Genomic DNA, 25342 nt, shown 5'->3' on the forward strand with positions numbered 1-25342 from the left:
GCCTGGATCGTTCAAAAAGAATACCGAGGCCGATGCGAAGGCCTTGCTACCGGGAGCACCTTGTGGGACTGTCTGCGAGAGGGACCTCGCGGACAAGCCTACAGGGATGTATTCACGGCGTGTCCCACAAGGTGCTCCCGGTAGCAGGGCCGCCACTGTCCCCTCTAATGACAAAAGGCCAAGGGACCACAACCAACAAAAAGGGCGAACACAAGGTTCGCCCCGGGGTATCGATTGTGGCAGCCGATGGCTCAGACCTTGTCGAACACCAGGCAGGCATTGGTGCCGCCGAAGCCGAAGCTGTTGGACATGGCGCGCTGGACCTTGGCGTCGCGCAATTCGGTCACCAGGTCCATGCCCTCGGCCTCCGGATCGCGGTGCTCCACATTCGCGGAAGCGGCGATAAAGTCGTTCTGCATCATCAGCAGGGCGTAGATGGCCTCCTGCACGCCGGCGGCGCCCAGGGAGTGGCCGGTCAGAGACTTGGTGGAGGCGAAGGCCGGCACCTTGTCGCCGAAAACCTCGCGCATGGCCTTGAGTTCGGCCACATCGCCCACCGGCGTGGAAGTACCGTGGGTGTTGATATAGTCGATCTTGCCCTGCAGCCCCTTGCCGTCCAGGCCCGCCAGCGCCTGCTCCATGCAGCGCTGTGCCCCTTCGCCGCTGGGCGCGACCATATCGTAGCCGTCGGAGGTGGCGCCGTAGCCGGTCAGTTCGGCGTAGATCCTGGCGCCGCGGGCCTTCGCGTGCTCCATCTCCTCCAGCACCAGGCAGCCGCCGCCGCCGGCGATCACGAAACCGTCGCGATCCGCGTCATAGGGGCGCGAGGCCTTATCCGGGGTGTCGTTGTACTTGGTGGACAGAGCGCCCATGGCGTCGAACAGGTGGGTCAGGCTCCAGGCCAGCTCCTCGCCGCCGCCGGCAAACACGATGTCCTGCTTGCCCATCAGGATCTGCTCCGCGCCGTTGCCGATACAGTGGGCGCTGGTGGCGCAGGCGGAGGAGATGCTGTAGTTGATGCCCTTGATCCTGAAGGGGGTCGCCAGGCAGGCGGACACGGTGCTGCCCATGACCTGGGGCACGCGGAAAGCGCCCACACGGCGCACGCCTTTCTCCTTCAGGACCTCTGCGGCGTCGATGATCTCGCGGGTGGAGGTGCCGCCGGAGCCCATGACGATGCCCGTGCGCGGGTTGGAGACATCACTCTCCTCCAGGCCGGACATCTCGATGGCTTCTTTCATCGCGATATAGGCGTAGGCGGCGGAGTCGCCCATGAAGCGCAGTTGCTTGCGGTCGATATGGTCCTTGAAGTCGATATCCACTTCGCCGGCGACCTGGCTGCGCAGCCCCAGTTCCTTGTACTCCTCCTGGAAACGGATGCCGCTGCGGCCCTCTTTGAGGGAGGCAGTGACACTGTTGACATCGTTCCCGATACAGGAGGTGATGCCCATTCCGGTGACAGCGACCCGTCGCATAGTGATCTCCAACTAAAAGCTTTTCGACAGTGTACTTTGTTATTGTTCTGCGGTTGTTCCGGAGCGTCAGAAATTGTCGGTGCGGGCGAACAGCCCTACACGCAAATCCTTGGCAGTGTAAATCTCGCGCCCGTCCACGGAAACCGCGCCGTCGCCGATCCCCATTACCAGCTTGCGCTCCACCAGTCGGCTCATCTGGATATGGTAGGTGACTTTCTTGTTGGTCGGCAGTATCTGCCCGGTAAATTTCACCTCGCCGCAGCCCAGGGCGCGGCCGCGACCGGGGTTACCCTTCCAGGCCAGGAAATAGCCGAGCAGCTGCCACATGGCGTCGAGACCCAGGCAACCGGGCATGACCGGATCGCCGGGGAAATGGCAGTCGAAGAACCACAGGTCCGGGTGAATATCCAGTTCGGCAATCAGCTCTCCCTTGCCGTAGGCGCCGCCGTCCTTGGATACATGGGTGATGCGGTCGAGCATCAGCATATTGGGTGCGGGCAGCTGCGCATTGCCGGGGCCGAACATCTCGCCGCGCGAGCAGGCCAGCAGTTCTTCTTTGGTGTAGCTGCTTTTTTGAACGAAGTTACTCATCTTAATCCCGTTTTTGGGTGTTCGCGCCACAGGGTCTGGGCGTTTTTGCAAGAGCGGGCATTCTAAAGACTGAGGATAGCTTGTCCAGTCGGTCACTGTCCTTTTTGTGACCAGTACTTGGGGCTATAGTCCCAGATTCACCCGCAGGTGCCCGCGATGTCTCAAAACGGGTTGGCATACAGGTTGCTGTATTCTACCTGGTGGGGAGGCGGGGCTTGTCGTCCGGTGCCATCCGCCTTCTGTCATCGCGTGTGAGTGATCGCTGTAAGCGATTTGTGATAACTTCCCGCGCAGTGTGCTGTCCCTTACTAACGGTGACGATACGCTGGCCCGGGAACTGCACCGGGGGCCGCGATGCGGTACCGATGTGGCGCGGGGGAGCGCTGCCTTTTAAAGAAGAGGATTTGAGGACAAGAATGCTTAGAAAATGTCTTTTCCCGGTGGCCGGCTATGGCACCCGGTTTCTGCCCGCCACCAAGGCCATGCCCAAGGAAATGCTGCCGCTGGTGAACAAGCCGCTGGTGCAGTACGGCGTCGAGGAGGCGATCGAGGCCGGCCTGAACGAGATCGGCTTCGTGACCGGTCGCGGCAAGCGCGCCATCGAAGATCACTTCGACACCAACTTCGAACTGGAACACCAGATTTCAGGCACCGGTAAAGAAAGGTACCTGGACAGTGTGCGCAAGGTTATCGACGAGGCGAGCTTCTCCTACACCCGCCAGGGGGAAATGCGCGGTCTCGGTGATGCGATCCTGCAGGGGCAGCGCCTGGTGGGCGATGAACCCTTTGGCGTGGTGCTGGCAGACGATCTCTGCCTGAACGACGGCCTGGGCGTACTGGGGCAGATGGTGCAGCTGTACAAGCAGTTCCGCTGCAGTATTGTCGCCGTGGAGGAGGTGCCGCGGGAGCATATCCACAAGTTTGGCGTGATTGCCGGCAATGAGATCAAACCCGGGCTGCACCAGGTCACCGATATGGTGGAGAAACCGGCCGCCGAGGATGCCCCCAGCAACCTGGCGATCATCGGCCGCTATATCCTGACGCCGGACATCTTCGACCTGATCCGCGAGACCCCGCCGGGCAAAAACGGCGAGGTGCAGATTACCGATGCGCTGCTGGCCCAGGCCCAGCGGGGCTGTGTGCTGGCCTACAACTTCAAGGGCCGCCGCTTCGACTGCGGTTCCGTCGACGGCTTTATCGAAGCCACCAACTTTGTCTACGAGAATGTTTACCTGCCCGAACAGGCTGAACTGGAGAAGAAATAAAAGTGACCGAGCTGACCTGTTTCAAGGCCTACGACCTGCGCGGCCGCGTACCCGATGAGCTGAACACCGATATCGCCTACCGCGTGGGCCGCGCCTTTGCCCAGTTCCTGGGGGCCGGGCGCGTGGTGGTCGGTCACGATATCCGCCTGACCAGTGGCGAGCTGACCGACGCCCTGGCCAACGGCCTGCGCGACGCCGGGGCCGACGTTTTCCATATCGGTGAATGCGGCACGGAAGAAGTTTATTTTGCCACTTTCCACGGGAAATTTGATGGTGGTATCTGCGTCACCGCGAGCCACAACCCGATGGATTACAACGGCATGAAGTTCGTGCGTTCGGGGGCCCGCCCGATCAGTGGCGATACCGGCCTGAAGGATATCAAGCGCCTGGCGGAGGAAAACGATTTTGCCCCGGTGGAAAAGCGCGGGGAGCTGAACAGCTACGCGCATCGCGAGGACTTCGTCCAACACCTGCTGGGTTATGTAGACGCCGCAAAACTGAAACCCCTGAAGCTGGTGGTCAACGCCGGCAACGGCGGTGCCGGCGCGGTGGTGGATGCACTGGCTCCACACCTGCCGTTTGAATTTGTGCGTGTCCATCACGAGCCGGACGGCAACTTCCCCAACGGTATTCCCAACCCGATCCTAACGGAAAACCGCGAGTCCACGTCGACAGCCGTCCAGGAGAGTGACGCCGACTTTGGTATCGCCTGGGATGGCGATTTCGACCGCTGCTTTTTCTTCGATGAAAACGGCGAGTTTATCGAGGGCTACTATGTGGTGGGGCTGCTGGCGGAGGCTTTCCTGCTCAAGCACCCCGGCAGCAAGGTCGTGCACGACCCGCGCCTGGTGTGGAATACCCAGGATATCGTCCGCGCCAGCGGCGGTGAACCGATCGAGAGCAAGACCGGCCACGCGTTTATCAAGGAGCGCATGCGGAAGGAGAATGCCATCTACGGTGGCGAGATGAGCGCGCACCACTATTTTCGCGATTTCGCCTACTGTGACAGCGGCATGATTCCCTGGCTGCTGGTGGCGGAGCTGGTGAGCCGCAGTGGCAAACCCCTTTCGCAATTGGTCAGTGAGCGCATGGCGGCTTTCCCCTGTTCCGGCGAGATCAACTCCAAGGTGGACGACCCGGCGGCACTGCTGAAAGCGGCCGAGGAACAGTATGGCGCGGACGCAGGGAGCGTCGAGCATGTGGACGGCCTCAGCGTTGCTTTCGCGGACTGGCGCTTTAACCTGCGCATGTCCAACACCGAGCCGGTGGTGCGCTTGAACGTCGAGTCCCGTGGGGACGAGGCGTTGATGAAGGAGAAGACCGAAGAACTGTTGAAGCTGATTCGCGGTTAATCGGAGTCTCCCGATCCGCTGCAGGGGCGAACCCGAGGTCCGCCCCTGCCGATCCAAATGGCAACCGGCTGTTATGCCAGATCACCACCCTTCTCAACCGCTTCCAGCCAAAGCTCTACCTGCCGGGTAAGCCCCTGCCGCCAGCTGCGCTGCTGGATACCGAATACATCGCGCAACTTGTCGCAGGCGAGCACGGCGCTGCCGGTATCTTCGGTTTCACCGTCAGGCAGTGCCGATAACTCCGGGGAAAACTCCTCGCCGTAGAAGGACTGGGCCCGTTCGACCACCTCGCGGGCAAATTCCAGCGCAGTGCAACTGTCTGCAGAACCATAGTGAAAAATGCCGGCACCGGAGGCGCCGCTGGCCAGTTGCTGCGCCACTGCGACCGCCACCCGCGCCAGGTCCACCACTGGCACCGGACTGCCGCTGCTGCGATCGTCCAGGGCGATCGGCTGGCCGGCCACCAGGCCGCGCAGGATCCTGCCCAGCAGCGCATCTTCGCTGCGATCGACCATCCAGCCGAAACGCAACAGGGTGAGATTGTCGCAATCCAACAGCGCCTGTTCGCAGGCCAGCCACTGCAGGCCGGCCTCGCTGGTCGGCGCCGGCTCATCGTCCTCGTCGTAGCGCTTGCGACCGCCGCCGTCGAACACCTGGTACGACGACAGGTGTACCAGGTGGCTGCAATCCCTCTGCACCAGCTCGCGGCATACCTTCAGCGCCATCGCCATGCCGTCACTGCCGGCACAGGCGGTGGCGTTGATGGCGATGGCGCCGGGGCGCAACGCGTCGAGCTGCGCCGGCGACAGTAACTGCACGCGGAAACCAACGCGCTGCAGGCGTTTCTGCAGCGCATTGTCGATACGGTTGCCGGCGCCGATCACGGCGACGGAATCGGGGAAATACCCGGTGTGAAGCTCAGGCACGGATACACTCGGCCCGGCTTAGAAGGGAATGTCGTCGTCGAAGCTGTTATCGAAGCCACCGGCCGGGGCCTGGCTCGGCTGGCCGCCGCCCTGGTTGGTCGGCTGGTTGGTGGACGGCGCCATCGGCGAAGGCGCGGTGCGGCCCTGGGCGTAGGGATCCTGGGCGGGCTGACCACCCTGCTGGAAGCCGCCGCCCTGTGGCTGCTGCTGGTAACCGCCACCCTGGCCGCCGCCAAAGCCGCCCTGGTCACCGCCGCGGCTGTCGAGCATCTGCATCTCGTTGGCGACGATCTCGGTGGTGTAGCGATCCTGGCCGTTCTGGTCCTGCCACTTGCGGGTCTGCAGGCGGCCCTCGATATAGACTTTGCTGCCCTTGCGCAGGTACTCGCCGGCGATCTCCGCCAGGCGGTTGAAGAACACCACCCGGTGCCACTCGGTACGCTCCTGCTGCTGGCCGGTCTGCTTGTCGCGCCAGGTGTCGGACGTAGCCAGGTTGACGTTGGCCACCGCCACACCACCGGGCGTAAAGCGGGACTCGGGGTCTGCGCCCAGGTTGCCGATCAGAATGACTTTGTTGATACCCCTACTGGCCATGGGCCTCTCCTCTCGTTCAGGTTCGGAAAATATTTCCGGAAATTTGAATTCGTTCCCAAAGTCACGGCTTCGGGTTCATTGTGGATATATATCCAGCAGCATACAACAGACGCCACCGGTTAGTAAGCGCTACCCTGCGGCACCCGGCTTGCGTTCGCTCGTGAGCAGCCACAGCAGCAGCCACAGGCAGGCCACCGCCCCTCCCAGAGCCGCCACTGCCGGCGCGCCGCCGAGACCGAACAGGTAGCCGCCGAGGCTGCCACCGAAAAAGGCCCCCAGGAACTGCAGCGTGGCGTAGAGCCCGGTCGCCGCGCCCCGGGACTGCGCCGGCGCCGTGCGCGTCAGTTGGGCCGGCAGCAGTGCCTCCAGCAGGTTGAAGATGATAAAGAATACCGCCAACAGTGCCACCAATGCGGTACCGCTCCCCCAGGGCAGCAACAGTGCCGCGCTGCCGATACCGAGACCGAGCATCCCCAGCAGCAGCGCCTGCGGCACGCGGCCGCTGCGCTCCACGGCGCGCATCAGCGGCAGCATCAGCAGGAAGGTCCCCGCCATCAGCGGGCCGTACAGTTTCCAGTGGTCGGCACTGGGCAGGTCGAGCCGGTCGACGATCTCCAGCGGCAGCGGTACGAACAGCGCCGTCAGCAGCAGGTGGGAAAAGAACACCCCGCCCACCAGGCGCCAGGTGGTGCCGCTCTGCAGCAGCCGGCGAAAGTCGCCCCGCTGCACACCGGTGCGCGGCGACACCTTCGGCGTCGGCACCAGCCGCCAGACCAGCAGCGCTCCCAGCAGCGCCAGCGCCGCGGTGACCCAGAAGATCGCCGCCAGCCCGCCGGCCCCGGCCAGCGCCGGCCCCAGGATTACCGCCAGCATAAAGGCGACACCGATGGCGGCACCGATCGCGGCCATGGCCAGGCCGCGCTTCTCGTCCCGGGTCAGGTCCGCCATCAGCGCCATGGTCGCCGCGGCGATGGCGCCGCAGCCCTGCAACACACGCCCGGCGATCAGGCCGTAGACCGAGTCGGTCAGCGCCGCGACCACACTGCCCAACGCGAATATCGCCAGCCCCATGAAGATCACCGGTTTGCGCCCAATGCGGTCCGACAGGGTTCCCAGCGGTATCTGCAGCAGCGCCTGGCTCAGCCCGTAGGCGCCCAGCGCCAGGCCCAGCAGTGCCGGGGTGCTGCCGCGGTAGTCGGCACCGTAGACCGACAGCACCGGCAGCACCATAAACAGGCCGAGCATACGGAAGACGTAAAGGGAAGCCAGACCCAGCAGGGCGCGACGTTCGGTGGAGTTCATGGGGTTTCCGGGACAGCCAAAACTGGGCGCGCATTGTAACAGCCGCAGCGCCGCCGACTGTAGGGGCGAACCGCAAGGTCCGCCGCGGGCGTTTCAGGTAATTGCGGCTACGATCGTCCGTAGCTGTCATCGAAGCGGACGATATCGTCCTCGCCCAGGTAGCTGCCGGACTGCACCTCGATCAGCTCCAGCGGAATGGTGCCGGGGTTTTCCAGGCGGTGGGTCACACCGAGCGGGATATAGGTGGACTGGTTCTCGGTCAGCAACTGCTCCTCGCCGCCGCGGGTCACCTTGGCCGTGCCGCGAACGACGATCCAGTGCTCGGCCCGGTGGTGGTGCATCTGCAGCGACAGCTTGCGTCCCGGCTTGACCACGATGCGCTTGACCTGGAAACGCGGCCCGCCGTCGATGGAATCGTAGTAACCCCAGGGACGGTAGACCTTGCGGTGATTCTGCGCCTCGCTGCGTTCGTCCCGCTTCAACTGCGCCACCAGTTTCCTGACCTCCTGTACCCGCGTCTTGTCGGCCACCAGCACGGCGTCGTCGGTGTCCACAACCACCAGGTCCCGCACACCCAGCAGCCCCACCAGGCGGCTGTCGGCGCGCACCAGACAGTCCTCGCTGGCCTCGGTCAGCACATCGCCCAGCAGCAGGTTGCCGTCGTCGTCCTTGTCCGCCAGGTCCCACAGCGCGGACCAGGAACCCACATCACTCCAGCCCGCCTCCATCGGCACCACGGCCGCGGACTCGGTCCTCTCCATCACCGCGTAGTCCACCGAGTCCTCCGGGCAGGCGGCGAAGGCGCCGCCATCGATACGGGTGAAGTCCAGGTCCCGCGCGGCACCGGCCAGGGCCTTGCGACAGGCCTCGAGAATCTCCGGCCGGTACTGGCCCAGTTCCTCGATATAGCGCGAGGCGCGAAACAGGAACATGCCGCTGTTCCAGGCGTAGTCGCCGCTGGCCAGGTACTGCTCGGCGGTGGTTTGCTCCGGTTTCTCGACGAATTCGGCTACTTTCCAGGCGCCCCCGCCGATTTCCTCGCCGCGGCGGATATAGCCGTAGCCGGTCTCGGGGCTGGTCGGTACTATGCCGAAGGTCACCAGGTGTCCCCGCTCCGCCAGTTCGGCGGCCGGCGCCACCGCTGCTCGGAAGGCGCCGGCGTCGGCGACCGCGTGGTCCGCCGGCAGCACCAGCAGCAGCGGGTCATCGCCGCCCTCGAGCGCCGCCAGCGCGGCCAGCGCAATCGCCGGTGCGGTGTTGCGGGCGCAGGGTTCCAGCAGTATCGACTGGGCGGTGCGGTCGATTTCCTGCAGCTGTTCCGCCGCGGCGAAGCGGTGCTCTTCGTTGCAGACCAGGATCGGGGCCTGAAGCCCGGGCAGGCCATCGAGGCGCAGTGCCGTGGCCTGCAGCATCGTCTCGCTGCCGGTCAGGGACAGGAACTGTTTCGGGTAGGCTTCGCGGGAGAGTGGCCACAGGCGCGAACCGGTGCCACCACAGAGGATCACAGGAATCATGGCGGAAAATTCTATCAATTACGCTAAGTAAACGGATTCTGGCACAACCAGGCGCGCTATCCTACAGAACCGGCGTGCCCGCGCCCAGCGCGGTAACGCAACCACTCGCCGATTCAGGGGTTTGGATGGCGCCGAGCACTTTCTATTATACTTGCCCGTTTTCCCGGCCAAACTGATAGGTAGCGCGTGGACACGATTTACGTAAGGGGTGCCCGCACCCACAACCTGAAAAATATCGATCTGGACATTCCCCGCGACAAGCTGATCGTGATCACCGGACTATCCGGTTCCGGCAAGTCCTCGCTCGCGTTCGACACCCTGTACGCCGAGGGCCAGCGCCGCTATGTGGAATCCCTGTCCACCTACGCGCGCCAGTTCCTGTCGATGATGGAAAAGCCGGATGTGGACACGGTGGAGGGCCTGTCGCCGGCGATCTCCATCGAACAGAAATCCACGTCCCACAACCCGCGCTCCACCGTAGGTACCATCACCGAGATCTACGACTACCTGCGCCTGCTGTTTGCGCGCGTCGGCGAGCCGCGCTGCCCAGACCACCACGAACCGCTGCAGGCGCAGACGGTCAGCCAGATGGTGGACCAGGTACTGGCACTGCCCGAGGGCAGCAAGATCATGCTGCTGGCACCAATCGTGCGCGACCGCAAGGGCGAGCACCTGCACGTGTTCGAGCAGCTGCGCCGCGACGGCTTTGTGCGCGCGCGCATCGACGGTGTGGTCTGCGACCTGGACGACACCCCCAAGCTGGACAAGCGCAGGAAACACACCGTCGAGGTGGTGGTGGATCGCTTCAAGGTGCGCGACGACCTGGCGCTGCGGCTGTCGGAATCCTTCGAGACGGCGCTGGCACTGACCGACGGCATTGCCTCGATCAGCTATATGGACGGCGGCAAACCGGACCACCTGTTCTCCGCCCGCCACGCCTGCCCGGTGTGCGATTACTCCCTGGACGAGCTGGAACCGCGCCTGTTCTCGTTCAACAACCCGGCCGGCGCCTGCCCCAGTTGCGACGGCCTGGGCGTGAAGCAGTTCTTCGACGAGGACAAGGTGATCCTGGATCCGGAGAGCAGTATCTCCGAGGGTGCCATCCGCGGCTGGGACCGCCGCAATATCTACTACTACCATATGCTCGATTCGCTGGCCGAGCACTACGGTTTCGACCTGGACAAGCCCTGGAAAAAACTGCGCAAGGCACACCGGCAGGTGATACTGCACGGCAGCGGCGACGAGGTGATCGACTTCAGCTATGTCAACGACCGCGGCGACGTGACCATGCGCCGCCACACCTTCGAGGGCATCATCCCCAACTTCCAGCGCCGCTACCGCGACACCGAATCCCAGTCGGTGCGCGACGAACTGGCCAAGTACCTGAGCACCCAGAGCTGTCCGGACTGCTCCGGCACCCGCCTGCGCCGCGAGGCGCGCAATGTCTTTATCGACGACCGCACCCTGGCGCAGATCACCGAGCTGCCGGTGGGCGACGCGTTCGACTACTTCGACCACCAGCTGACTTTCCAGGGCGCGCAGAAGGAGATCGCCGACAAGATCCTCAAGGAGCTGCGCGACCGCTTCCGCTTCCTGGTGGACGTGGGCCTGAACTACCTGACCCTGAACCGCAGCGCCGAGACCCTGTCCGGCGGCGAGGCACAGCGCATCCGCCTGGCCAGCCAGATAGGCGCCGGGCTGGTCGGTGTCATGTACATTCTCGACGAGCCTTCCATCGGACTGCACCAGCGGGACAACGAGCGCCTGCTGGGCACGCTGACGCACCTGCGCGACCTGGGCAACACGGTGATCGTGGTGGAGCACGATGAAGACGCCATCCGCAGCGCCGACTTTATCGTCGATATCGGCCCCGGCGCCGGCGTGCACGGCGGCGAGGTGGTGGTAGCCGGGCCAGCGGAAAAGATCGCCGCCTGCGAGCGCTCACTCACCGGCCAGTACCTGTCGGGCACCAAGGAGATCGCCGTGCCGGAGGAGCGCTACCTGCCGGGCGCGGACTACTGGCTGCAGATCGAAGGGGCCAGCGGCAACAACCTGAAGCACGTCGACCTCGACATTCCGGTGGGGCTGTTTACCTGCGTCACCGGCGTGTCCGGCTCCGGCAAATCGACACTGATCAATGCCACGCTCTACCCGCTGGCGGCCACGGCGCTGAACAAGGCCAGCACCCTGAAAGCCGCCCCCTACGACGCGGTGCACGGGTTGGAACATTTCGACAAGTGTGTGGATATCGACCAGAGCCCCATCGGCCGCACACCGCGCTCCAACCCGGCCACCTACACCGGCATCTTCACTCCCATCCGCGAACTGTTCGCCGGCACCCAGGAGGCGCGCTCACGCGGCTACAAGCCCGGGCGCTTCAGCTTCAACGTCAAGGGCGGCCGCTGCGAGGCCTGCCAGGGCGACGGCGTGATCAAGGTGGAAATGCACTTCCTGCCGGATATCTATGTGCCCTGCGACACCTGCAAGGGCCACCGCTACAACCGCGAAACGCTCGAGGTGCACTACAAGGGCAAGAATATCCACGAAGTACTGGAGATGACCGTCGAGGAGGCACGCGAGTTTTTCGACCCGGTGCCGTCCATCGCCAAGAAACTGCAGACACTGATGGATGTCGGGCTCTCCTACATCAAGCTGGGCCAGGCGGCCACCACCCTGTCCGGCGGCGAGGCACAGCGGGTCAAGCTGTCCCGCGAATTGTCCAAGCGCGACACCGGCCAGACCCTGTATATCCTCGACGAGCCCACCACCGGCCTGCACTTCGCCGATATCCAGTTGCTGCTGGACGTGCTGCACCGATTGCGCGACCACGGCAACACCATCGTCGTGATCGAGCACAACCTGGACGTCATCAAGACCGCGGACTGGATTGTCGACCTGGGACCGGAAGGTGGCTCAGGCGGCGGCGAGATTATTGCCACCGGCGCGCCAGAGGACGTGGCGGACATCGAGGTATCCCATACCGGACGTTTCCTGAAGCCGATGCTGGAGTAGCGGGGCCAGTGCGCGGAATTTATAGAGGCCTCAGCCCCGGAGGAGGGCTCGCACTTTAGTAGCCGAGGTGGCTCAGGTTGGCGGAAAGGGTTCCCCCCTGGCCCCCTGATGGAAGGCCATACACCAGCAGCCGCCTTCGTTGCGCCACAGGGATGTCCGGCGCGAACAGGTTTTCCCCGCCTCTCCCGTCTTCAATAGATCTCCGGTCGAGCGCCATTCACGGCTTTCTTCCCCTGAATTTGCGACACAGTTTTACCGGGAAGCAGCTTGACTGGTACGTCTATGGTGACCAATTGGTTCTTGCGTCCAAACTTCTGGACCACTATGAATTTCTTCACTAGTCTCAGGGCGTTTTACCGAAAAAGCGATTTGGACGTTCGTCCAGGCTTTGTCGGTCGGGAAAGGGAGTGAGTCGGTATCGTTGTCCCCTGCGGTACGACCTGTCGTTGGCTTGGCGACACAGTCCAGAGAAAAACTCCGTTCCATTCAAGGGGATCAATAATGATAAAAACCCTCCGCCATACATCGCTGGCCCTTGTCGCCAGCTCGGCACTATTCAGCACTCACCTCTACGCAGAACCGGGCGACTACGGCTTCTGGGACACCCTGGGCAACCTGATGTCACCGGAGCAACCGGACAACAAAGTGACCCCGGCGCAGGCCAGCGGCATGTATCCGCTGACGCTCGACGACCCGGCCTTCGATGACGGCTTCGACCCGGCCGACTACGACAACTGGCAGAAAGTGGATGTACCGATCAGCAGCGGTGCCATGTGCGGTAACGGCTCGCCCTACAAGTTTTTTGTCAGCCGGGTACCGGACTCCAGCAATACCATCGTGTATTTCGAGGGCGGTGGCGCCTGCTGGGATTACGAGAGCTGCTCCGGCCAGACGGGCATCCGCGGCGCCCGCAACCCCAACGGGATTCCGGACAATTACGTGCAGAATATCAACCTGCTGGACTTCCAGAATTCCGCCAACCTGGCGACTGCGGCCGTCTCACCGCTGATCTATACCCACCACCCCTACAACCAGTTCAAGACCGGCGAGTGGAACCTGGTTTACGTGCCCTACTGTACCGGCGATATCTATGTGGGCGACAAAACCGAAATCTATGCGGACCCGACCGGCGAAAACCCGGACCTGGTGTGGCACCACAACGGCCTGCGCAATGTGCAGTCGGTCGTATCCTGGCTGAAGAACAACCTGCAGAAGCCGGAGCAGATGGTCACCGCCGGATGCAGCGCGGGCAGTATCGGTGCGCTGCTGAACTACTCCAAGCTGCGCCAGGATATGGCGGTGAACTACGGCTACCTGATCGACGATTCCGGCCCCCTCTACCAGGCGCCGCTCGACAGCAATGACCCGGATGCCTATCCGTCACTGCCACTGCATCACGAGGTGCTGGACTCCTGGACCACCTTCTCTCCCGGAGGCGATCCCACAGAGGAGAACCCGATCAATATGCTGGCGAGTATCACGCCGGGATTTGACGATAACGAGCTGGCCTCCCTCTATTCGGCGCTGTCCAGCAAGTTTCCCGGGGACCGACTGGGCATGACCCACTTCCTCGCCGACGGCAACTTCTCTTCCTATTCCTACGAGCGTTTTCACGAGGATATCTACAGTGATCCGGATGCCGAATCGCGCCTGGATAAGCTGCGCCAAAAGTGGCAGCAGGACACAAACGAGAACCTGGTCCCACTGCTGGAACAGACCGCAAACTGGGGCTACTACTTCCCCATGTACCGGGATTTCAACGAGAGCCACTGCACCACCATTCTCGACCTGGAATACGGTGAGATTGCCGAGCAGGGCCTGGTACTGCGGGACTTCCTCAACAACATCGTCAACCACCAGGGGGGCAGCATGATGCGCGCCCGGGAAACCGACCAGGTGTCGGATTTCGAGAACAACCACAACTGGTTCTACGATCTGGTCGGCGGACTGCTCTGAGACAATAAAGACATAGGAATCACTAAGGACAATCGCAGGGGACAGGTGTGCTGCCCCTGCGATTGCAGGCCCGTAGTGTGCCGCTCGCAAAGTCAGGTAACAGTTCACTTCGCCAAATCGCCCAGCTCTGCGTTGAGAAAGCTTGAAATAACGCTGCTATTCCTGCGTTTTCTCGCCTTGATCTGAACGAATTGGCTGTGCTCCTTTGTTACCGAACTTTGCGAGCGGCCCACTAGAGCTTCAGCGTCGATCACCGTTTTTTGAGTAGGCTTCCTCCCGCGCCGCCTGCAACTGCTGCCGCAGGAATTCCTGGCGAGTCACGCCATCAGGGAAGCTGTCCATACCTTTCACCCGCTCGATGATGCGTTGTTCCGCCCGCTTGTAGTCGGCAAAGCCCGGTACATCCTCGTAGGGATCGTACTCCCGCGCGCTGGACTCCGCATTCCGGCGGTACTCCTCCATCAACGCCTGCGCGGCGGTATCGAACTCAGCCTCACTCTCGCTATTGCGCTCCAACCAGGCGAGTTTCAGGGCCAGGCCCTCGTAGGCCATAACCCGACCCTCGCGCTCGATGGTATCGATCAGCTGCCATATCTCCTCATCGGTGTAGCCCCCACCATCGCCGTTGAAATACGTATCCAGGGCCGCCTTGTCGTCCTCCCGCTGCAGGTATTCCTGCACGCGCGGGTCGGATAGCAGCGCGGACAGTTCCGTCCCTTCCGGCACCGCGGGAACGGGGGCGGAAGTCCCGGAAGGGTGATGATTGCGAACGGTGGGATCCATACTGTCGGGAGAGAGTAAATGAAAGTAGCGCCAAGAGGCGATACCAGCTCCCAGGGCCAGGGTGATTACAACAGACAGCCGGGCTTTATTATTCATTGTTGCCGCTTCCGTTATCCGGGGTAACGGAAACAGTGTAACCGGCATGGAAGCGGAGACAAACCGGTGCGGCCCGCAGCCGGAAACTGCCGGCGAATACGGCTCAGACCCAGCTGAGCTCCTGCTCGTCCTCCGGCTTATCGCCACAAGGCGTGCTCTTCGGCGGCACGTGCCCCACCTGCGCCTCCTCCGGCAGGTTCACGCGCTCCCAGTTGGCGACGGCCTCGGCACACAGGCGGCGCTGGTCTGCGGTAATCGCCACGCCGTTCGGCCACTTGCCCAGTTCGATAGCGCGCTTGAGGCTGCCGATGACCTGCGGGTTGAGGTTGCGGAGCAGTTCTGCGAATGACATGCCGTGAGTACCTCTGACTGTGGGGCAAAAAAAAGGCCGGTCACTAACCGGCCTCCTTCAATGCTAAACGCCGGTGCTTACGCCTCGGCGGCTTCGGCATCTTCGTCCGCCAGCGGGCGATCCACCAGCTCGACATAGGCCATGGGCGCCTTGTCGCCGGCGCGGAAACCGCACTTCAGGATGCGGATGTATCCGCCCGGACGGGCTTCGTAGCGGGGGCCCAGTTCGTCGAACAGCTTGCGCACGGCATCCTTGTCGCGGATACGGGCGAAAGCCAGACGGCGGTTGGCGACACTGTCTTTCTTGGCCAGGGTGATCAGCGGCTCGGCGACGCGACGCAGCTCCTTGGCTTTCGGCAGTGTGGTTTTGATCAGTTCGTGCTCTACCAGAGAGGCGGTCATGTTTTTGAACATGGCCTTGCGGTGAGCGCTGGTACGGCTGAATTTACGGCCACTATAGCGATGACGCATGACTCAATTCCTTACGACGTTTTTGCCAACAACAGTTGCTGTTTCAGCAAGTCGTGCTGGAGCGGTGTCTCGCCAGAGGCCGTGGCACCGCTCGGGTTCTTTCTACATTAGGCGCGGCCGGAGCCGCACCTGCCAAATGCTTACAGGGGGCTCAGCTTGCTGTCGCCCTTGAGGCTGGCCGGCGGCCAGTTCTCGAGGCGCATGCCCAGGGACAGACCGCGGGAGGCCAGAACATCCTTGATTTCGGTCAGGGACTTCTTGCCCAGGTTCGGGGTCTTCAGCAGTTCCACTTCGGTGCGCTGAATCAGGTCACCGATGTAGTAGATGTTTTCTGCTTTCAGACAGTTGGCCGAACGTACGGTCAGCTCCAGGTCGTCTACCGGGCGCAGCAGTACCGGATCGACTTCCGGCTCCTCGGACTTGGGCTGGGCCTCTTTCTCGCCTTCCAGGTCCACAAACACTGCCAGCTGTTGCTGCAGGATGGTGGCGGCGCGGCGAATGGCCTCTTCCGGGTCCAGGGTACCATTGGTCTCCAGGTCCAGAACCAGCTTGTCCAGGTCGGTGCGCTGTTCCACACGCGCGGACTCCACGCTGTAGGAAACGCGGCGCACCGGGCTGTAAGAGGCGTCCAGCTGCAGACGGCCGATGGAACGGGTCTCTTCCTCTTCCTCGCGACGGGCGTCGGCGGGCTGGTAGCCACGGCCGCGCGCGACGGTCAGGCGCAGGCTCAGTTCCACGTCGCCGGTGATGTTGGCGATCACGTGCTCGGGATTGACGATCTCGATATCGTGATCCACCTGGATATCTCCGGCGGTCACCGCACCCGGGCCCTTCTTGCTCAGGCTCAGTACGGCCTGATCCTTGCCGTGCATGACAACGGCGATTTCCTTCAGGTTCAGCAGGATTTCGATTACATCTTCCTGCACACCTTCAATCGCGCTGTACTCGTGCTCGACACCGTCGATTTCCACTTCGGTGACGGCGCAGCCCGGCATGGAGGACAGCAGGATGCGACGCAGTGCGTTGCCCAGAGTGTGGCCAAAGCCACGCTCCAGCGGCTCCAGAACCACTTTGGCGTGATTCGGGTTGTACTCGGTGACGTCAATACGACGCGGTGTCAAAAACTCGTTGACAGCAGTCTGCATAGCCATACCTGTTTACAGTTGCATTCCTTAAAGTGGTTTGTGCCTTACTTACTTGGAGTAAAGTTCCACGATAAGGTTTTCATTGATCTCTGCCGGCAGATCCACACGATCCGGAATGCGCTTGAAAGTGCCTTCCAGCTTGCTCGCGTTGACGTCTACCCACTCGACATCGCCACGCTGGGCGGCGAGGGAAACGGAATTCTGGATACGCATCTGCTTTTTGGCTTTCTCGCGTATAGAAATAACATCGCCCGCCTTAACCTGGTAAGAGGGGACGTTCACGGTGCTGCCGTTGACCAGAATCGCCTTGTGGGAAACCAGCTGACGCGCTTCGGAACGGGTGGAACCGAAGCCCATCCGGTAAACCACGTTGTCCAGGCGCTTTTCCAGCAGCTGAAGCAGGTTTTCACCTGTCGCACCTTTCAGGCGCGCCGCTTCCTTATAGTAGTTGCGGAACTGCTTCTCCAGTACGCCGTAGATGCGGCGAACCTTCTGCTTCTCGCGCAGCTGTACACCGTAGTCAGACAGACGGCCGCGGCCGGCGCCGTGCTGACCCGGTTTTGATTCCGCGCGACATTTGGAGTCGTGTGGGCGAACGCCGCTTTTCAGCTGCAGATCGGTACCTTCCCGGCGGGAAAGTTTACATTTTGGTCCAATATAACGTGCCATTTTTTGTCAGCCCCCTCTTACACGCGACGTTTCTTGGGCGGACGACAACCATTATGCGGGATCGGCGTCACGTCGGTGATATTGGTGATCTTGTAGCCGCAGTTGTTCAGAGCGCGAACAGCAGATTCGCGACCCGGGCCGGGGCCCTTAACTTCGACATCAAGGTTTTTCAGGCCGTATTCCTGCGCGGCAGTACCTGCGCGCTCGGCGGCCACCTGGGCTGCAAACGGCGTGCTCTTGCGAGAGCCGCGGAAACCGGAACCACCGGAGGTGGCCCAGCTGAGAGTGTTACCCTGGCGATCGGTGATCGTTACGATCGTGTTGTTGAACGATGCGTGGACGTGGGCAACACCGTCGACAACGGTCTTTTTGACCTTTTTGCGAACAGTAGTTTTTGGCTTAGCCATACCTGTATCCTAAATCCTGTATCAAATCCCCTCGGCGGGGAGCTGTTAAACCGCGGATTCGCGTCCTGTAAAGGCGCTTACTTGCGAATCGGCTTGCGCGGACCCTTGCGGGTGCGGGCGTTTGTCTTGGTGCGCTGGCCGCGCAGCGGCAGGCTGCGACGGTGACGCAGACCGCGGAAGCAACCCAGGTCCATCAGGCGTTTGATGTTCATGGACACTTCACGACGCAGATCACCTTCCACTGACAGTTTGCCAACTTCAGTACGGATGGATTCGATCTGCTCTTCAGACAGGTCGCGGATTTTGGTGGATTCAGCGATACCAGTCGCTGCCAAAATAGACTTGGCCGTGGTGCGACCGACCCCGAAGATATGGGTCAGGGAGATCACGGCGTGCTTGTGGTCTGGTACATTGACACCAGCAATACGTGCCATAGAGGCGTACTCCACGTATTGGGAGCCACTACTTTATACAGTAAGAGTGTGACTCTGCTTCGAATACGGCGCTGACAGCGACTAAAAAACCGGCGGCGCCACCAAAAAGGCGCGCAAGAATAGCTTTTCAGACACCAAATTGCAATAGCCCACGCCCTCCTCGGCCCGCCGAAGAGGATATGGACGACAGTCAACGCCCCCTGATTGAGACCGGCCAGTCCTGACTTTCCGGTCTCCACCACTCTGCCGGGAGGCTTAGCGGTGTCGCCAGCCACCGCGGGGGCCGCGGCAGTCGGCTTGTTCTTCCCATTTTGTAAAAGCGTATCGGGGCAACTTCAGTAATGCTGTCCGAGAGCGCTCATACGCACCTTCCCTGGCGCTGGCCCCCGGGCCTCGCCGGCCCCGACCCGACCATCCATGGCCGTCGCCAAATCGCGCGCGAAGAGCTGCTTCGCAATCGCGCGAATTAGCCCTGCCGCTGCTTGTGGCGCGGATCGGTGCTGCAGATTACCCGCAGCACACCCTTGCGACGCACGATTTTGCAGTTACGGCAGATCTTTTTAACAGAAGCGCGTACTTTCATGACCTTACCTCAATTCAATCAAACTGCGAGCAGGTGCCGCACTCAGCGACGGCCGTAGCTTTGCAGGTTGGCCTTTTTCATCATTCCTTCGTACTGGTGCGACAGCATGTGCGACTGCACCTGCGACATGAAGTCCATCACCACCACCACAACGATCAGCAGTGAAGTACCACCCAGGTAGAAGGGTATGTTCAATCCCACCACCAGGAACTGCGGCAGCAGGGAAACCAGCGCGATGTATACGGCGCCCACCAGGGTCAGACGGGTCAGTACGCTGTCGATATAGCGTGCCGTCTGCTCACCGGGACGGATGCCGGGCACATAGGCGCCGGACTTCTTCAGGTTGTCTGCCACTTCGTTCGGGTTGAACATCAACGCCGTGTAGAAGAAGCAGAAGAAACCGATCAACAACGCGAACAGGATAATGTTCAGCGGCTGACCCGGCCCCAGTTGCAGCGCCATCCACTGCAGAATCTGTGCACCGATGCCCTCACCACCTTCGCCGAACCACTGTGCCAGCGTGGCCGGGAACAGCAGGATACTGCTGGCGAAGATCACCGGAATCACACCGGCCATATTCACCTTCAGTGGCAGGTGGCTCGACTGCGCGGCCGGGGCCGCGGAGTAACGGCCCGCCTGACGCCGCGCATGGTTGATGGTTATACGGCGCTGGCCGCGCTCCATGACCACCACGAAATAGACCACGGCGATAGCGACAAAGCCGATAGCCAACAGCATCAGGACATGCAGCTCACCCTGGCGCGCCTGTTCAAACGCCTGGCCGATGGCACTGGGCAGACCCGCCACGATACCGGCGAAGATCAGCATGGAGATGCCGTTACCGACACCGCGCTCGGTGATCTGCTCACCCAGCCACATCATGAAGACCGCACCGGTAACCAGTGACGTTACCGCGACGAAGTAGAAACCGAAGCCCGGCTCCGCCGAGTAGGCCAGGTTCTGGCCGGCGAGACCAAAGGTCATGCCGATCCCCTGGATCAGGGCCAACAGCACCGTCAGGTATCGGGTGTACTGGTTGATCTTGCGACGCCCGGCGTCCCCCTCTTTCTTCAAAGCCTCCAGAGAGGGTGTCACCGCGCTCATCAGCTGCATGATGATGGACGCGGAGATGTAGGGCATGATGCCCAGCGCCAGGATGCTCATCCGCTCCAGGGCGCCGCCGGAGAACATGTTAAACAGACCCAGGATGGTGCCCTGGTTCTGGTTAAACAGGTTCGACAGCTTTTCCGGGTCTATGCCGGGCACCGGGATATGGGTGCCCAGGCGATAGACGAGTATCGCGAGGAACAGAAAACGAAGGCGAGCCCAGAGCTCGCCCATTCCCTTGCTGTTGCCCGGGGAGTTTACGCCGGTTCCTGGTCGTGCCATTGGGGCCTCGATTTAGTCTTCTACTTTACCGCCGGCGGCTTCGATAGCCGCTTTTGCACCTTTGCTGACACGCAGACCCTTAACGGTAACCGCCTTGGTCAGCTCGCCAGAAAGGAACACTTTGGCGCGTTTTACATGGCTGCCGATAATATCGGCATTCTTCAGCGCTGCCAAATCTATTACGTCGGCGTCGACCTTGTTCAGCTCACCCAGGCGCACTTCCGCAGCGAAGCGGGCGCTGTATGCGGTGAAGCCGTACTTCGGCAAGCGTTTCTGCAGCGGCATCTGGCCGCCCTCGAAACCCGGACGCACGGAGCCGCCGGAGCGGGACTTCTGGCCCTTGTGGCCGCGGCCACCGGTTTTGCCCAGACCGCTGCCGATACCACGACCGACGCGCTTGGCGCTGTGTTTGTGGCCCTCAACGGGAGACAACTCGTTCAAACGCATGTTATTCCCCCTCTACCTTAACCAGATAGTTAACTTTGTTGATCATGCCACGCACGGAGGGAGTGTCTTCCACTTCCACGGTGTGACCGATCCGACGCAGGCCCAGACCCGCAACGCACGCCTGATGGTTCTTCAGGCGCCCGGCGATGCTTTTGATCTGGGTCACTTTGATGGTCTTCTTAGCCATGGTGATAACCCACTAATAACCTTGTCCCAGGGCGATCAGCCCAGGATCTCTTCAACTGATTTGCCGCGCTTGGCCGCAACGTCTTCCGGACTCTGCATCTGCTCCAGAGCGGTGAAAGTGGCGCGAACCACATTAACCGGGTTGGTGGAGCCGTAGCACTTGGCCAATACGTTGTGCACGCCGGCCATTTCCAGAACGGAGCGCATTGCGCCGCCGGCAATAACACCGGTACCGTCTGAAGCGGGCTGCATGTATACCTTGGAGCCGCCGTGGCGACCGTTGGTAGCGTACTGGATGGTGTCACCATTCAGGTCTACCTGGATCATGTTCCGGCGCGCAGCTTCCATCGCCTTCTGGATGGCGACCGGCACTTCGCGTGCCTTGCCGCGGCCGAAACCGACGCGGCCATTGCCATCGCCAACTACGGTCAGTGCGGTAAAGGCGAAGATACGACCACCTTTAACAGTCTTGGCAACGCGATTGACCTGGACCAGCTTTTCCTGCAGGCCTTCGTCGTTGCTTTTGTCTTTCTCTCTAGCCATAACTCAACCCTTAGAATTTCAGACCGGCTTCGCGGGCAGCGTCAGCCAGGGCCTTGACGCGGCCGTGGTACTTGAAGCCGCTGCGATCGAAGGCAACTTGCTCGACGCCGGCGGCTTTGGCGCGTTCGGCGATCAGGCTGCCTACCGCCTTGGCGGCATCGACGTTACCGGTTTTACCTGCGCGCAGGTCCTTGTCCAGGGTAGAGGCGGAAGCCAATACCGTGTTGCCTTCGGCAGACAGGATCTGTGCGTAAATGTGACGCGGCGTGCGGTTCACGGTCAGGCGAACAGTGCCGAGCTCGCGGATCTTGGCGCGGGCACGGCGTGCACGACGCAAGCGAGATTGCTTCTTAACGTTCATTTCTATGCCCTACCTACTTCTTCTTGGCCTCTTTGCGGAACACGCGCTCGTCGGCGTAGCGGACACCCTTACCTTTGTAGGGCTCCGGCGGACGGAATGCGCGGATCTCGGCGGCCACTTGGCCCAGCAACTGCTTGTCGCTGCTCTTGAGTACGATTTCAGTCTGGCTCGGCGTTTCCGCAGATACACCTTCCGGCAGCTGATAATCGATCGGGTGGGAGAAGCCCAGGGTCAGGTTCACGGCCTTACCGGACGCTTTCGCGCGGTAACCAACGCCGTTCAACTGCAGCTTTTTCTCAAAGCCCTGGCTGACACCAACCACCATATTGTTGACCAGTGCGCGCGTAGTACCCGCCAGCGCCTTGGCCTTTTTGGATCCATCGCGCGCGGTGAAAGTCAGCTGGCTGTCCGCCTCGGCCACTTCCACATCGCCGTGGATTACCATGTTCAGATTGCCGTTACCGCCTTTTACAGCGATATCCTGGCCCTTCAGATCGACGGTAACGCCTGCGGGGATCTTTACCGGATCATTTGCTACTCGAGACATATTAACCCCCCGCTTAGAATACGGTGCAGAGCACTTCGCCGCCGATACCGGCCTGGCGCGCAGCGCGATCGGTCATCACACCCCTAGAGGTGGAGACTATGGCGATGCCCAGACCGCCGCGAACGGACGGCAGAGACTTCTTACCAGCGTAGGAACGCAGCCCGGGGCGGGAAACGCGACCCAGTTCGGCGATGACCGGCTTGCCCTGGAAATACTTCAGGGCGATGGTCAGCTCCGGCTTGGCGTTTTCGCTTACGCTGTAATCATTGACGTAGCCTTCGTCTTTCAGGACTTTGGCTACAGCCACTTTCAGTTTGGATGAAGGCAGGGTGACGTCCGCCTTTCCGCGCCCCAGGGCGTTGCGGATACGGGTCAGCATATCTGCCAACGGATCTTGCATACTCATTTACTTAGACTCCTCAAGCCTTATAACCGGCTGGACTACTTACCAGCTGGACTTGACCAGACCGGGCACATCACCGCGCATGGCCGCTTCACGCAGTTTGTTACGGCACAGGCCGAACTTACGGTAAACAGCATGGGGGCGACCAGTAATACGACAGCGGCGTTGCTGGCGCACCGGGCTTGCGTCGCGCGGCAGTTTCTGCAGCTTGACTTGAGCCTCCCACTTCTCCTCTTCAGAAGCGGTGGTACTGGCGATGATCGCCTTCAGCTCCCGACGCTTTTCGGCGTACTTAGCTGCGGTTCGAGCGCGCTTGTCTTCGCGCGCAATCATGGATTGCTTCGCCATGGAATCCTCTTAACCCTTGAACGGGAAGTTAAATGCTTTCAGCAGTGCGCGACCGTGGTCGTCGTTGGCTGCTGTAGTGGTAACACAAATATCCAGACCGCGGAGCTTGTCGACTTTGTCGTAGTCAATTTCCGGGAAGATGATTTGTTCGGTTACGCCCATAGAGAAGTTTCCGCGACCGTCGAACTGCTTCGGGCTGATGCCACGGAAATCACGGATACGCGGGATGGCGATGTCGACCAGGCGCTCCAGGAACTCGTACATGCGCTCGCCGCGCAGAGTCACCTTGCAGCCGATCGGCCAGCCGTCGCGGATCTTGAAGCCCGCAATAGATTTGCGCGCCTTGGTCACGATGGGCTTTTGACCAGTAATTGCCGTCATATCACTGACAGCATTTTCCAGCACCTTTTTATCACCAACGGCTTCGCCGACACCCATGTTGATGGTGATTTTGGTGATACGCGGCACTGCCATTACATTGTCGACACCCAGCTCTTCTTTCAGCTTGGGCGCGAGTTCTTTAACGTAGAGCTCTTTCAGCTTTGCCATGATAGTTACCCAACCTGCTTATGCGTCGACGGCTTCGCCGCTGGATTTGAAGACGCGAATCTTGTTGCCGTCTTCCAGTACTTTGAAGCCTACCCGGTCAGCTTTCTGGGTATTCGGGTTGAAGATGGCAACATTGGAAGCCTGGATGGCGGCTTCTTTCTCAACGATACCACCGGCAACACCCAGCTGCGGGTTCGGTTTCTGGTGTTTCTTGATCATCTGTACACCGGCAACGATCAGGCGGCCGTCGTTCAGTACCTTGCGTACTGTTCCGCGCTTGCCTTTGTCGCGACCGGCGATAACGATCACTTCGTCGTCACGCTTGATCTTGCGCATAACTCTATCTCTCCGCTTTGGGCTTAGATAACTTCCGGTGCCAGCGAGATGATCTTCATGAACTTCTCACCGCGCAGCTCGCGAGTTACCGGGCCAAAAATACGGGTGCCAACCGGCGCATGTTGCTGGTTCAGCAGTACCGCTGCGTTATCGTCAAATTTGATCAGGGAGCCGTCATTGCGACGCACACCTTTTTTGGTGCGAACCACAACTGCGTTCATCACCTGACCTTTCTTTACCTTACCGCGGGGAATGGCTTCCTTAACGGTCACCTTGATAATGTCACCCACGCCAGCATAACGACGATGGGAGCCGCCCAGCACCTTGATGCACATGACGCGGCGAGCCCCACTGTTGTCAGCTACTTCTAAGTAGGATTCCGCTTGAATCATCGTCTCTCTCCGAAACTCTTCAATGCGCTAGGGGTTAAACCTTCGCCGCACGCTCTACAATTTTCTGCAAAGCCCAGGCCTTGCTCTTGGACAGCGGACGGGACTCTTCAATGGTTACGACATCACCGATGCCGCACTCATTGTTCTCGTCGTGCGCCTTGAGCTTGGTGGACTTGCTCACAATTTTGCCGTAGATCGGGTGCTTAACACGGCGCTCGATCAAAACGGTGATGGTTTTGTCCATCTTGTCACTGACGACTTTGCCAGTCGCAGTACGTTTCAGTTTTGCTTCAGCCATGATTAGTTACCTGCCTTCTCGGTCAACACAGTCTTAATGCGAGCAATGTCGCGACGAGTCTGCTTCAGCAGATGAGTCTGAGTCAGCTGACCGGTGGACTGTTGCATGCGAAGCTTGAACTGAGCCTCGAGCTGACTCAGCAGTTCCTGGTTCAGCTCTTCAACTGACTTTTCGCGTAGATCTGCAGTCTTCATTACATCACCGAACGCTTAACGAAAGTTGTTTTCACAGGCAGCTTGGCCGCGGCGAGTTCGAAAGCCTCACGAGCGAGATCCTCGGAAACACCCTCCATTTCATAGAGGACTTTACCCGGCTGGATCTGGGCCACCCAATATTCTACGTTACCCTTACCTTTACCCATACGAACTTCGAGGGGCTTGCTGGAAATGGGCTTGTCCGGAAACACACGAATCCAGATTTTACCGCCACGCTTTACGTGGCGAGTCATTGCGCGACGAGCCGCTTCGATCTGGCGCGCAGTAATGCGACCACGACCGATGGCCTTCAGGCCAAACTCGCCAAAGCTCACTTTAGAGCCGCGCTGGGAAAGACCGCGGTTGCGACCCTTCTGTACCTTGCGGAATTTTGTACGCTTTGGTTGCAGCATCTGCGTACCC

General features: G+C 61.0%; 32 protein-coding genes. 4 read left to right on the top strand and 28 right to left on the bottom strand.

Annotated elements, in window-relative coordinates:
- Positions 1-251: 251 nt before the first annotated feature.
- A complete protein-coding gene (gene fabB, locus MWN76_RS18570; protein WP_250464247.1) occupies positions 252-1475 on the bottom strand; it encodes a beta-ketoacyl-ACP synthase I in 1224 nt (407 codons plus the stop codon).
- 66 nt (positions 1476-1541) lie between these two features.
- Entirely contained in the window at positions 1542-2066 is a 525-nt protein-coding gene (gene fabA, locus MWN76_RS18575) for a 3-hydroxyacyl-[acyl-carrier-protein] dehydratase FabA (RefSeq protein WP_250464249.1), read from the bottom strand.
- 416 nt (positions 2067-2482) lie between these two features.
- Between fabA and galU the strand changes: the two genes are divergently transcribed.
- On the top strand, positions 2483-3331 hold the full coding sequence (gene galU / locus MWN76_RS18580) for a UTP--glucose-1-phosphate uridylyltransferase GalU (protein ID WP_250464250.1): 849 nt from the start codon (positions 2483-2485) through the stop codon (positions 3329-3331).
- A gap of 2 nt (positions 3332-3333) precedes the next feature.
- Positions 3334-4683: a phosphohexomutase domain-containing protein gene (locus MWN76_RS18585; protein WP_250464252.1), complete on the top strand. Its 1350-nt coding sequence runs from the start codon at positions 3334-3336 to the stop codon at positions 4681-4683.
- A 71-nt stretch (positions 4684-4754) separates the two neighbouring features.
- Here the strand turns inward: MWN76_RS18585 and MWN76_RS18590 are convergent, their stop codons facing one another.
- From MWN76_RS18590 to MWN76_RS18605, 4 genes are all read right to left on the bottom strand, one after another.
- Positions 4755-5609, bottom strand: a complete 855-nt coding sequence (locus tag MWN76_RS18590; protein ID WP_250464254.1) for a sugar nucleotide-binding protein — start codon at positions 5607-5609, stop codon at positions 4755-4757.
- Between the two features lie 18 nt (positions 5610-5627).
- Positions 5628-6203: a single-stranded DNA-binding protein gene (gene ssb / locus MWN76_RS18595; RefSeq protein ID WP_250464256.1), complete on the bottom strand. Its 576-nt coding sequence runs from the start codon at positions 6201-6203 to the stop codon at positions 5628-5630.
- Positions 6204-6332: 129 nt separating this feature from the next.
- Positions 6333-7505, bottom strand: coding sequence for an MFS transporter (locus MWN76_RS18600; protein WP_250464258.1), 1173 nt, complete (start codon positions 7503-7505; stop codon positions 6333-6335).
- 107 nt (positions 7506-7612) lie between these two features.
- A complete protein-coding gene (locus MWN76_RS18605; RefSeq protein ID WP_250464260.1) occupies positions 7613-9019 on the bottom strand; it encodes a mannose-1-phosphate guanylyltransferase/mannose-6-phosphate isomerase in 1407 nt (468 codons plus the stop codon).
- Between the two features lie 186 nt (positions 9020-9205).
- Here MWN76_RS18605 and uvrA point away from each other — a divergent pair, with 186 nt between their 5' ends.
- Positions 9206-12031, top strand: a complete 2826-nt coding sequence (gene uvrA, locus MWN76_RS18610; protein WP_250464262.1) for an excinuclease ABC subunit UvrA — start codon at positions 9206-9208, stop codon at positions 12029-12031.
- Between the two features lie 501 nt (positions 12032-12532).
- On the top strand, positions 12533-13987 hold the full coding sequence (locus MWN76_RS18615; protein WP_250464264.1) for a pectinacetylesterase family protein: 1455 nt from the start codon (positions 12533-12535) through the stop codon (positions 13985-13987).
- A gap of 240 nt (positions 13988-14227) precedes the next feature.
- On the opposite strand, the gene MWN76_RS18620 is transcribed toward MWN76_RS18615, so the two are convergent.
- The 22 genes from MWN76_RS18620 to rplP all read right to left on the bottom strand — a co-directional run bounded on the left by MWN76_RS18620 (position 14228) and on the right by rplP (position 25332).
- On the bottom strand, positions 14228-14866 hold the full coding sequence (locus MWN76_RS18620; protein ID WP_250464266.1) for a hypothetical protein: 639 nt from the start codon (positions 14864-14866) through the stop codon (positions 14228-14230).
- A 103-nt stretch (positions 14867-14969) separates the two neighbouring features.
- Positions 14970-15218: a DUF1315 family protein gene (locus MWN76_RS18625; protein WP_250464268.1), complete on the bottom strand. Its 249-nt coding sequence runs from the start codon at positions 15216-15218 to the stop codon at positions 14970-14972.
- 77 nt (positions 15219-15295) lie between these two features.
- A complete protein-coding gene (gene rplQ / locus MWN76_RS18630) occupies positions 15296-15688 on the bottom strand; it encodes a 50S ribosomal protein L17 (protein WP_250464270.1) in 393 nt (130 codons plus the stop codon).
- Positions 15689-15828: 140 nt separating this feature from the next.
- Entirely contained in the window at positions 15829-16833 is a 1005-nt protein-coding gene (locus MWN76_RS18635; RefSeq protein ID WP_250464272.1) for a DNA-directed RNA polymerase subunit alpha, read from the bottom strand.
- 48 nt (positions 16834-16881) lie between these two features.
- Positions 16882-17502, bottom strand: coding sequence for a 30S ribosomal protein S4 (gene rpsD, locus MWN76_RS18640; RefSeq protein ID WP_250464275.1), 621 nt, complete (start codon positions 17500-17502; stop codon positions 16882-16884).
- 17 nt (positions 17503-17519) lie between these two features.
- Positions 17520-17909 (bottom strand): 30S ribosomal protein S11, encoded by a 390-nt coding sequence (gene rpsK, locus MWN76_RS18645; RefSeq protein ID WP_250464277.1) that lies wholly within the window; start codon positions 17907-17909, stop codon positions 17520-17522.
- A 77-nt stretch (positions 17910-17986) separates the two neighbouring features.
- On the bottom strand, positions 17987-18343 hold the full coding sequence (gene rpsM, locus MWN76_RS18650; protein WP_250464279.1) for a 30S ribosomal protein S13: 357 nt from the start codon (positions 18341-18343) through the stop codon (positions 17987-17989).
- A 466-nt stretch (positions 18344-18809) separates the two neighbouring features.
- The gene (gene rpmJ, locus MWN76_RS18655; RefSeq protein WP_091516926.1) at positions 18810-18926 is read right to left on the bottom strand and encodes a 50S ribosomal protein L36; all 117 of its coding nucleotides are present in this window, start codon (positions 18924-18926) and stop codon (positions 18810-18812) included.
- Positions 18927-18968: 42 nt separating this feature from the next.
- Positions 18969-20315: a preprotein translocase subunit SecY gene (gene secY, locus MWN76_RS18660; RefSeq protein WP_250464281.1), complete on the bottom strand. Its 1347-nt coding sequence runs from the start codon at positions 20313-20315 to the stop codon at positions 18969-18971.
- Between the two features lie 12 nt (positions 20316-20327).
- Positions 20328-20762 (bottom strand): 50S ribosomal protein L15, encoded by a 435-nt coding sequence (rplO, locus tag MWN76_RS18665; protein ID WP_250464283.1) that lies wholly within the window; start codon positions 20760-20762, stop codon positions 20328-20330.
- Position 20763: 1 nt separating this feature from the next.
- Entirely contained in the window at positions 20764-20949 is a 186-nt protein-coding gene (gene rpmD / locus MWN76_RS18670) for a 50S ribosomal protein L30 (RefSeq protein ID WP_193166384.1), read from the bottom strand.
- 35 nt (positions 20950-20984) lie between these two features.
- Complete coding sequence (gene rpsE, locus MWN76_RS18675; protein ID WP_250464285.1) at positions 20985-21491, bottom strand: 30S ribosomal protein S5; 507 nt, start codon at positions 21489-21491, stop codon at positions 20985-20987.
- Positions 21492-21501: 10 nt separating this feature from the next.
- On the bottom strand, positions 21502-21852 hold the full coding sequence (rplR, locus tag MWN76_RS18680; RefSeq protein WP_250464287.1) for a 50S ribosomal protein L18: 351 nt from the start codon (positions 21850-21852) through the stop codon (positions 21502-21504).
- A gap of 13 nt (positions 21853-21865) precedes the next feature.
- Positions 21866-22399 (bottom strand): 50S ribosomal protein L6, encoded by a 534-nt coding sequence (rplF, locus tag MWN76_RS18685; RefSeq protein ID WP_250464289.1) that lies wholly within the window; start codon positions 22397-22399, stop codon positions 21866-21868.
- Between the two features lie 13 nt (positions 22400-22412).
- Positions 22413-22805, bottom strand: coding sequence for a 30S ribosomal protein S8 (gene rpsH, locus MWN76_RS18690; protein WP_250464291.1), 393 nt, complete (start codon positions 22803-22805; stop codon positions 22413-22415).
- A 39-nt stretch (positions 22806-22844) separates the two neighbouring features.
- On the bottom strand, positions 22845-23150 hold the full coding sequence (gene rpsN, locus MWN76_RS18695) for a 30S ribosomal protein S14 (protein ID WP_250464293.1): 306 nt from the start codon (positions 23148-23150) through the stop codon (positions 22845-22847).
- A gap of 9 nt (positions 23151-23159) precedes the next feature.
- Positions 23160-23699, bottom strand: coding sequence for a 50S ribosomal protein L5 (gene rplE, locus MWN76_RS18700; protein WP_250464295.1), 540 nt, complete (start codon positions 23697-23699; stop codon positions 23160-23162).
- Positions 23700-23717: 18 nt separating this feature from the next.
- On the bottom strand, positions 23718-24035 hold the full coding sequence (gene rplX / locus MWN76_RS18705) for a 50S ribosomal protein L24 (RefSeq protein ID WP_250464297.1): 318 nt from the start codon (positions 24033-24035) through the stop codon (positions 23718-23720).
- Positions 24036-24058: 23 nt separating this feature from the next.
- Complete coding sequence (gene rplN, locus MWN76_RS18710) at positions 24059-24427, bottom strand: 50S ribosomal protein L14 (RefSeq protein ID WP_250464299.1); 369 nt, start codon at positions 24425-24427, stop codon at positions 24059-24061.
- A 34-nt stretch (positions 24428-24461) separates the two neighbouring features.
- A complete protein-coding gene (gene rpsQ, locus MWN76_RS18715) occupies positions 24462-24725 on the bottom strand; it encodes a 30S ribosomal protein S17 (RefSeq protein ID WP_250464301.1) in 264 nt (87 codons plus the stop codon).
- Between the two features lie 2 nt (positions 24726-24727).
- Entirely contained in the window at positions 24728-24919 is a 192-nt protein-coding gene (gene rpmC / locus MWN76_RS18720) for a 50S ribosomal protein L29 (protein ID WP_250464303.1), read from the bottom strand.
- Positions 24919-25332 carry a 50S ribosomal protein L16 gene (gene rplP, locus MWN76_RS18725; protein ID WP_067087034.1) on the bottom strand — a complete coding sequence of 138 codons (414 nt, stop codon included), beginning with the start codon at positions 25330-25332 and terminating at the stop codon, positions 24919-24921. The genes rpmC and rplP overlap by 1 nt, the downstream gene beginning before the upstream one ends.
- Positions 25333-25342: the final 10 nt, after the last annotated feature.

It is taken from the genome of Microbulbifer litoralis (assembly GCF_023634065.1).
GTDB lineage: Bacteria > Pseudomonadota > Gammaproteobacteria > Pseudomonadales > Cellvibrionaceae > Microbulbifer > Microbulbifer litoralis.

Coding starts and splice junctions, on each gene's coding strand:
- rpsQ (WP_250464301.1), bottom strand. CDS start 24,725: ATGGCTGAAGCAAAACTGAAACGTACTGCGACTGGCAAAGTCGTCAGT.
- rplE (WP_250464295.1), bottom strand. CDS start 23,699: ATGGCAAAGCTGAAAGAGCTCTACGTTAAAGAACTCGCGCCCAAGCTG.
- rpsN (WP_250464293.1), bottom strand. CDS start 23,150: ATGGCGAAGCAATCCATGATTGCGCGCGAAGACAAGCGCGCTCGAACC.
- MWN76_RS18615 (WP_250464264.1), top strand. CDS start 12,533: ATGATAAAAACCCTCCGCCATACATCGCTGGCCCTTGTCGCCAGCTCG.
- rplN (WP_250464299.1), bottom strand. CDS start 24,427: ATGATTCAAGCGGAATCCTACTTAGAAGTAGCTGACAACAGTGGGGCT.
- rpmD (WP_193166384.1), bottom strand. CDS start 20,949: ATGGCTAAGAAGACCATCAAAGTGACCCAGATCAAAAGCATCGCCGGG.
- rplX (WP_250464297.1), bottom strand. CDS start 24,035: ATGCGCAAGATCAAGCGTGACGACGAAGTGATCGTTATCGCCGGTCGC.
- galU (WP_250464250.1), top strand. CDS start 2,483: ATGCTTAGAAAATGTCTTTTCCCGGTGGCCGGCTATGGCACCCGGTTT.
- ssb (WP_250464256.1), bottom strand. CDS start 6,203: ATGGCCAGTAGGGGTATCAACAAAGTCATTCTGATCGGCAACCTGGGC.
- rplP (WP_067087034.1), bottom strand. CDS start 25,332: ATGCTGCAACCAAAGCGTACAAAATTCCGCAAGGTACAGAAGGGTCGC.
- rplQ (WP_250464270.1), bottom strand. CDS start 15,688: ATGCGTCATCGCTATAGTGGCCGTAAATTCAGCCGTACCAGCGCTCAC.
- rpsH (WP_250464291.1), bottom strand. CDS start 22,805: ATGAGTATGCAAGATCCGTTGGCAGATATGCTGACCCGTATCCGCAAC.
- secY (WP_250464281.1), bottom strand. CDS start 20,315: ATGGCACGACCAGGAACCGGCGTAAACTCCCCGGGCAACAGCAAGGGA.
- MWN76_RS18620 (WP_250464266.1), bottom strand. CDS start 14,866: ATGAATAATAAAGCCCGGCTGTCTGTTGTAATCACCCTGGCCCTGGGA.
- fabB (WP_250464247.1), bottom strand. CDS start 1,475: ATGCGACGGGTCGCTGTCACCGGAATGGGCATCACCTCCTGTATCGGG.
- rpsE (WP_250464285.1), bottom strand. CDS start 21,491: ATGGCTAGAGAGAAAGACAAAAGCAACGACGAAGGCCTGCAGGAAAAG.
- rpmJ (WP_091516926.1), bottom strand. CDS start 18,926: ATGAAAGTACGCGCTTCTGTTAAAAAGATCTGCCGTAACTGCAAAATC.
- rpmC (WP_250464303.1), bottom strand. CDS start 24,919: ATGAAGACTGCAGATCTACGCGAAAAGTCAGTTGAAGAGCTGAACCAG.
- rpsM (WP_250464279.1), bottom strand. CDS start 18,343: ATGGCACGTATTGCTGGTGTCAATGTACCAGACCACAAGCACGCCGTG.
- MWN76_RS18635 (WP_250464272.1), bottom strand. CDS start 16,833: ATGCAGACTGCTGTCAACGAGTTTTTGACACCGCGTCGTATTGACGTC.
- rplO (WP_250464283.1), bottom strand. CDS start 20,762: ATGCGTTTGAACGAGTTGTCTCCCGTTGAGGGCCACAAACACAGCGCC.
- rplF (WP_250464289.1), bottom strand. CDS start 22,399: ATGTCTCGAGTAGCAAATGATCCGGTAAAGATCCCCGCAGGCGTTACC.
- rplR (WP_250464287.1), bottom strand. CDS start 21,852: ATGAACGTTAAGAAGCAATCTCGCTTGCGTCGTGCACGCCGTGCCCGC.
- MWN76_RS18625 (WP_250464268.1), bottom strand. CDS start 15,218: ATGTCATTCGCAGAACTGCTCCGCAACCTCAACCCGCAGGTCATCGGC.
- rpsD (WP_250464275.1), bottom strand. CDS start 17,502: ATGGCACGTTATATTGGACCAAAATGTAAACTTTCCCGCCGGGAAGGT.
- rpsK (WP_250464277.1), bottom strand. CDS start 17,909: ATGGCTAAGCCAAAAACTACTGTTCGCAAAAAGGTCAAAAAGACCGTT.
- MWN76_RS18600 (WP_250464258.1), bottom strand. CDS start 7,505: ATGAACTCCACCGAACGTCGCGCCCTGCTGGGTCTGGCTTCCCTTTAC.
- MWN76_RS18605 (WP_250464260.1), bottom strand. CDS start 9,019: ATGATTCCTGTGATCCTCTGTGGTGGCACCGGTTCGCGCCTGTGGCCA.
- fabA (WP_250464249.1), bottom strand. CDS start 2,066: ATGAGTAACTTCGTTCAAAAAAGCAGCTACACCAAAGAAGAACTGCTG.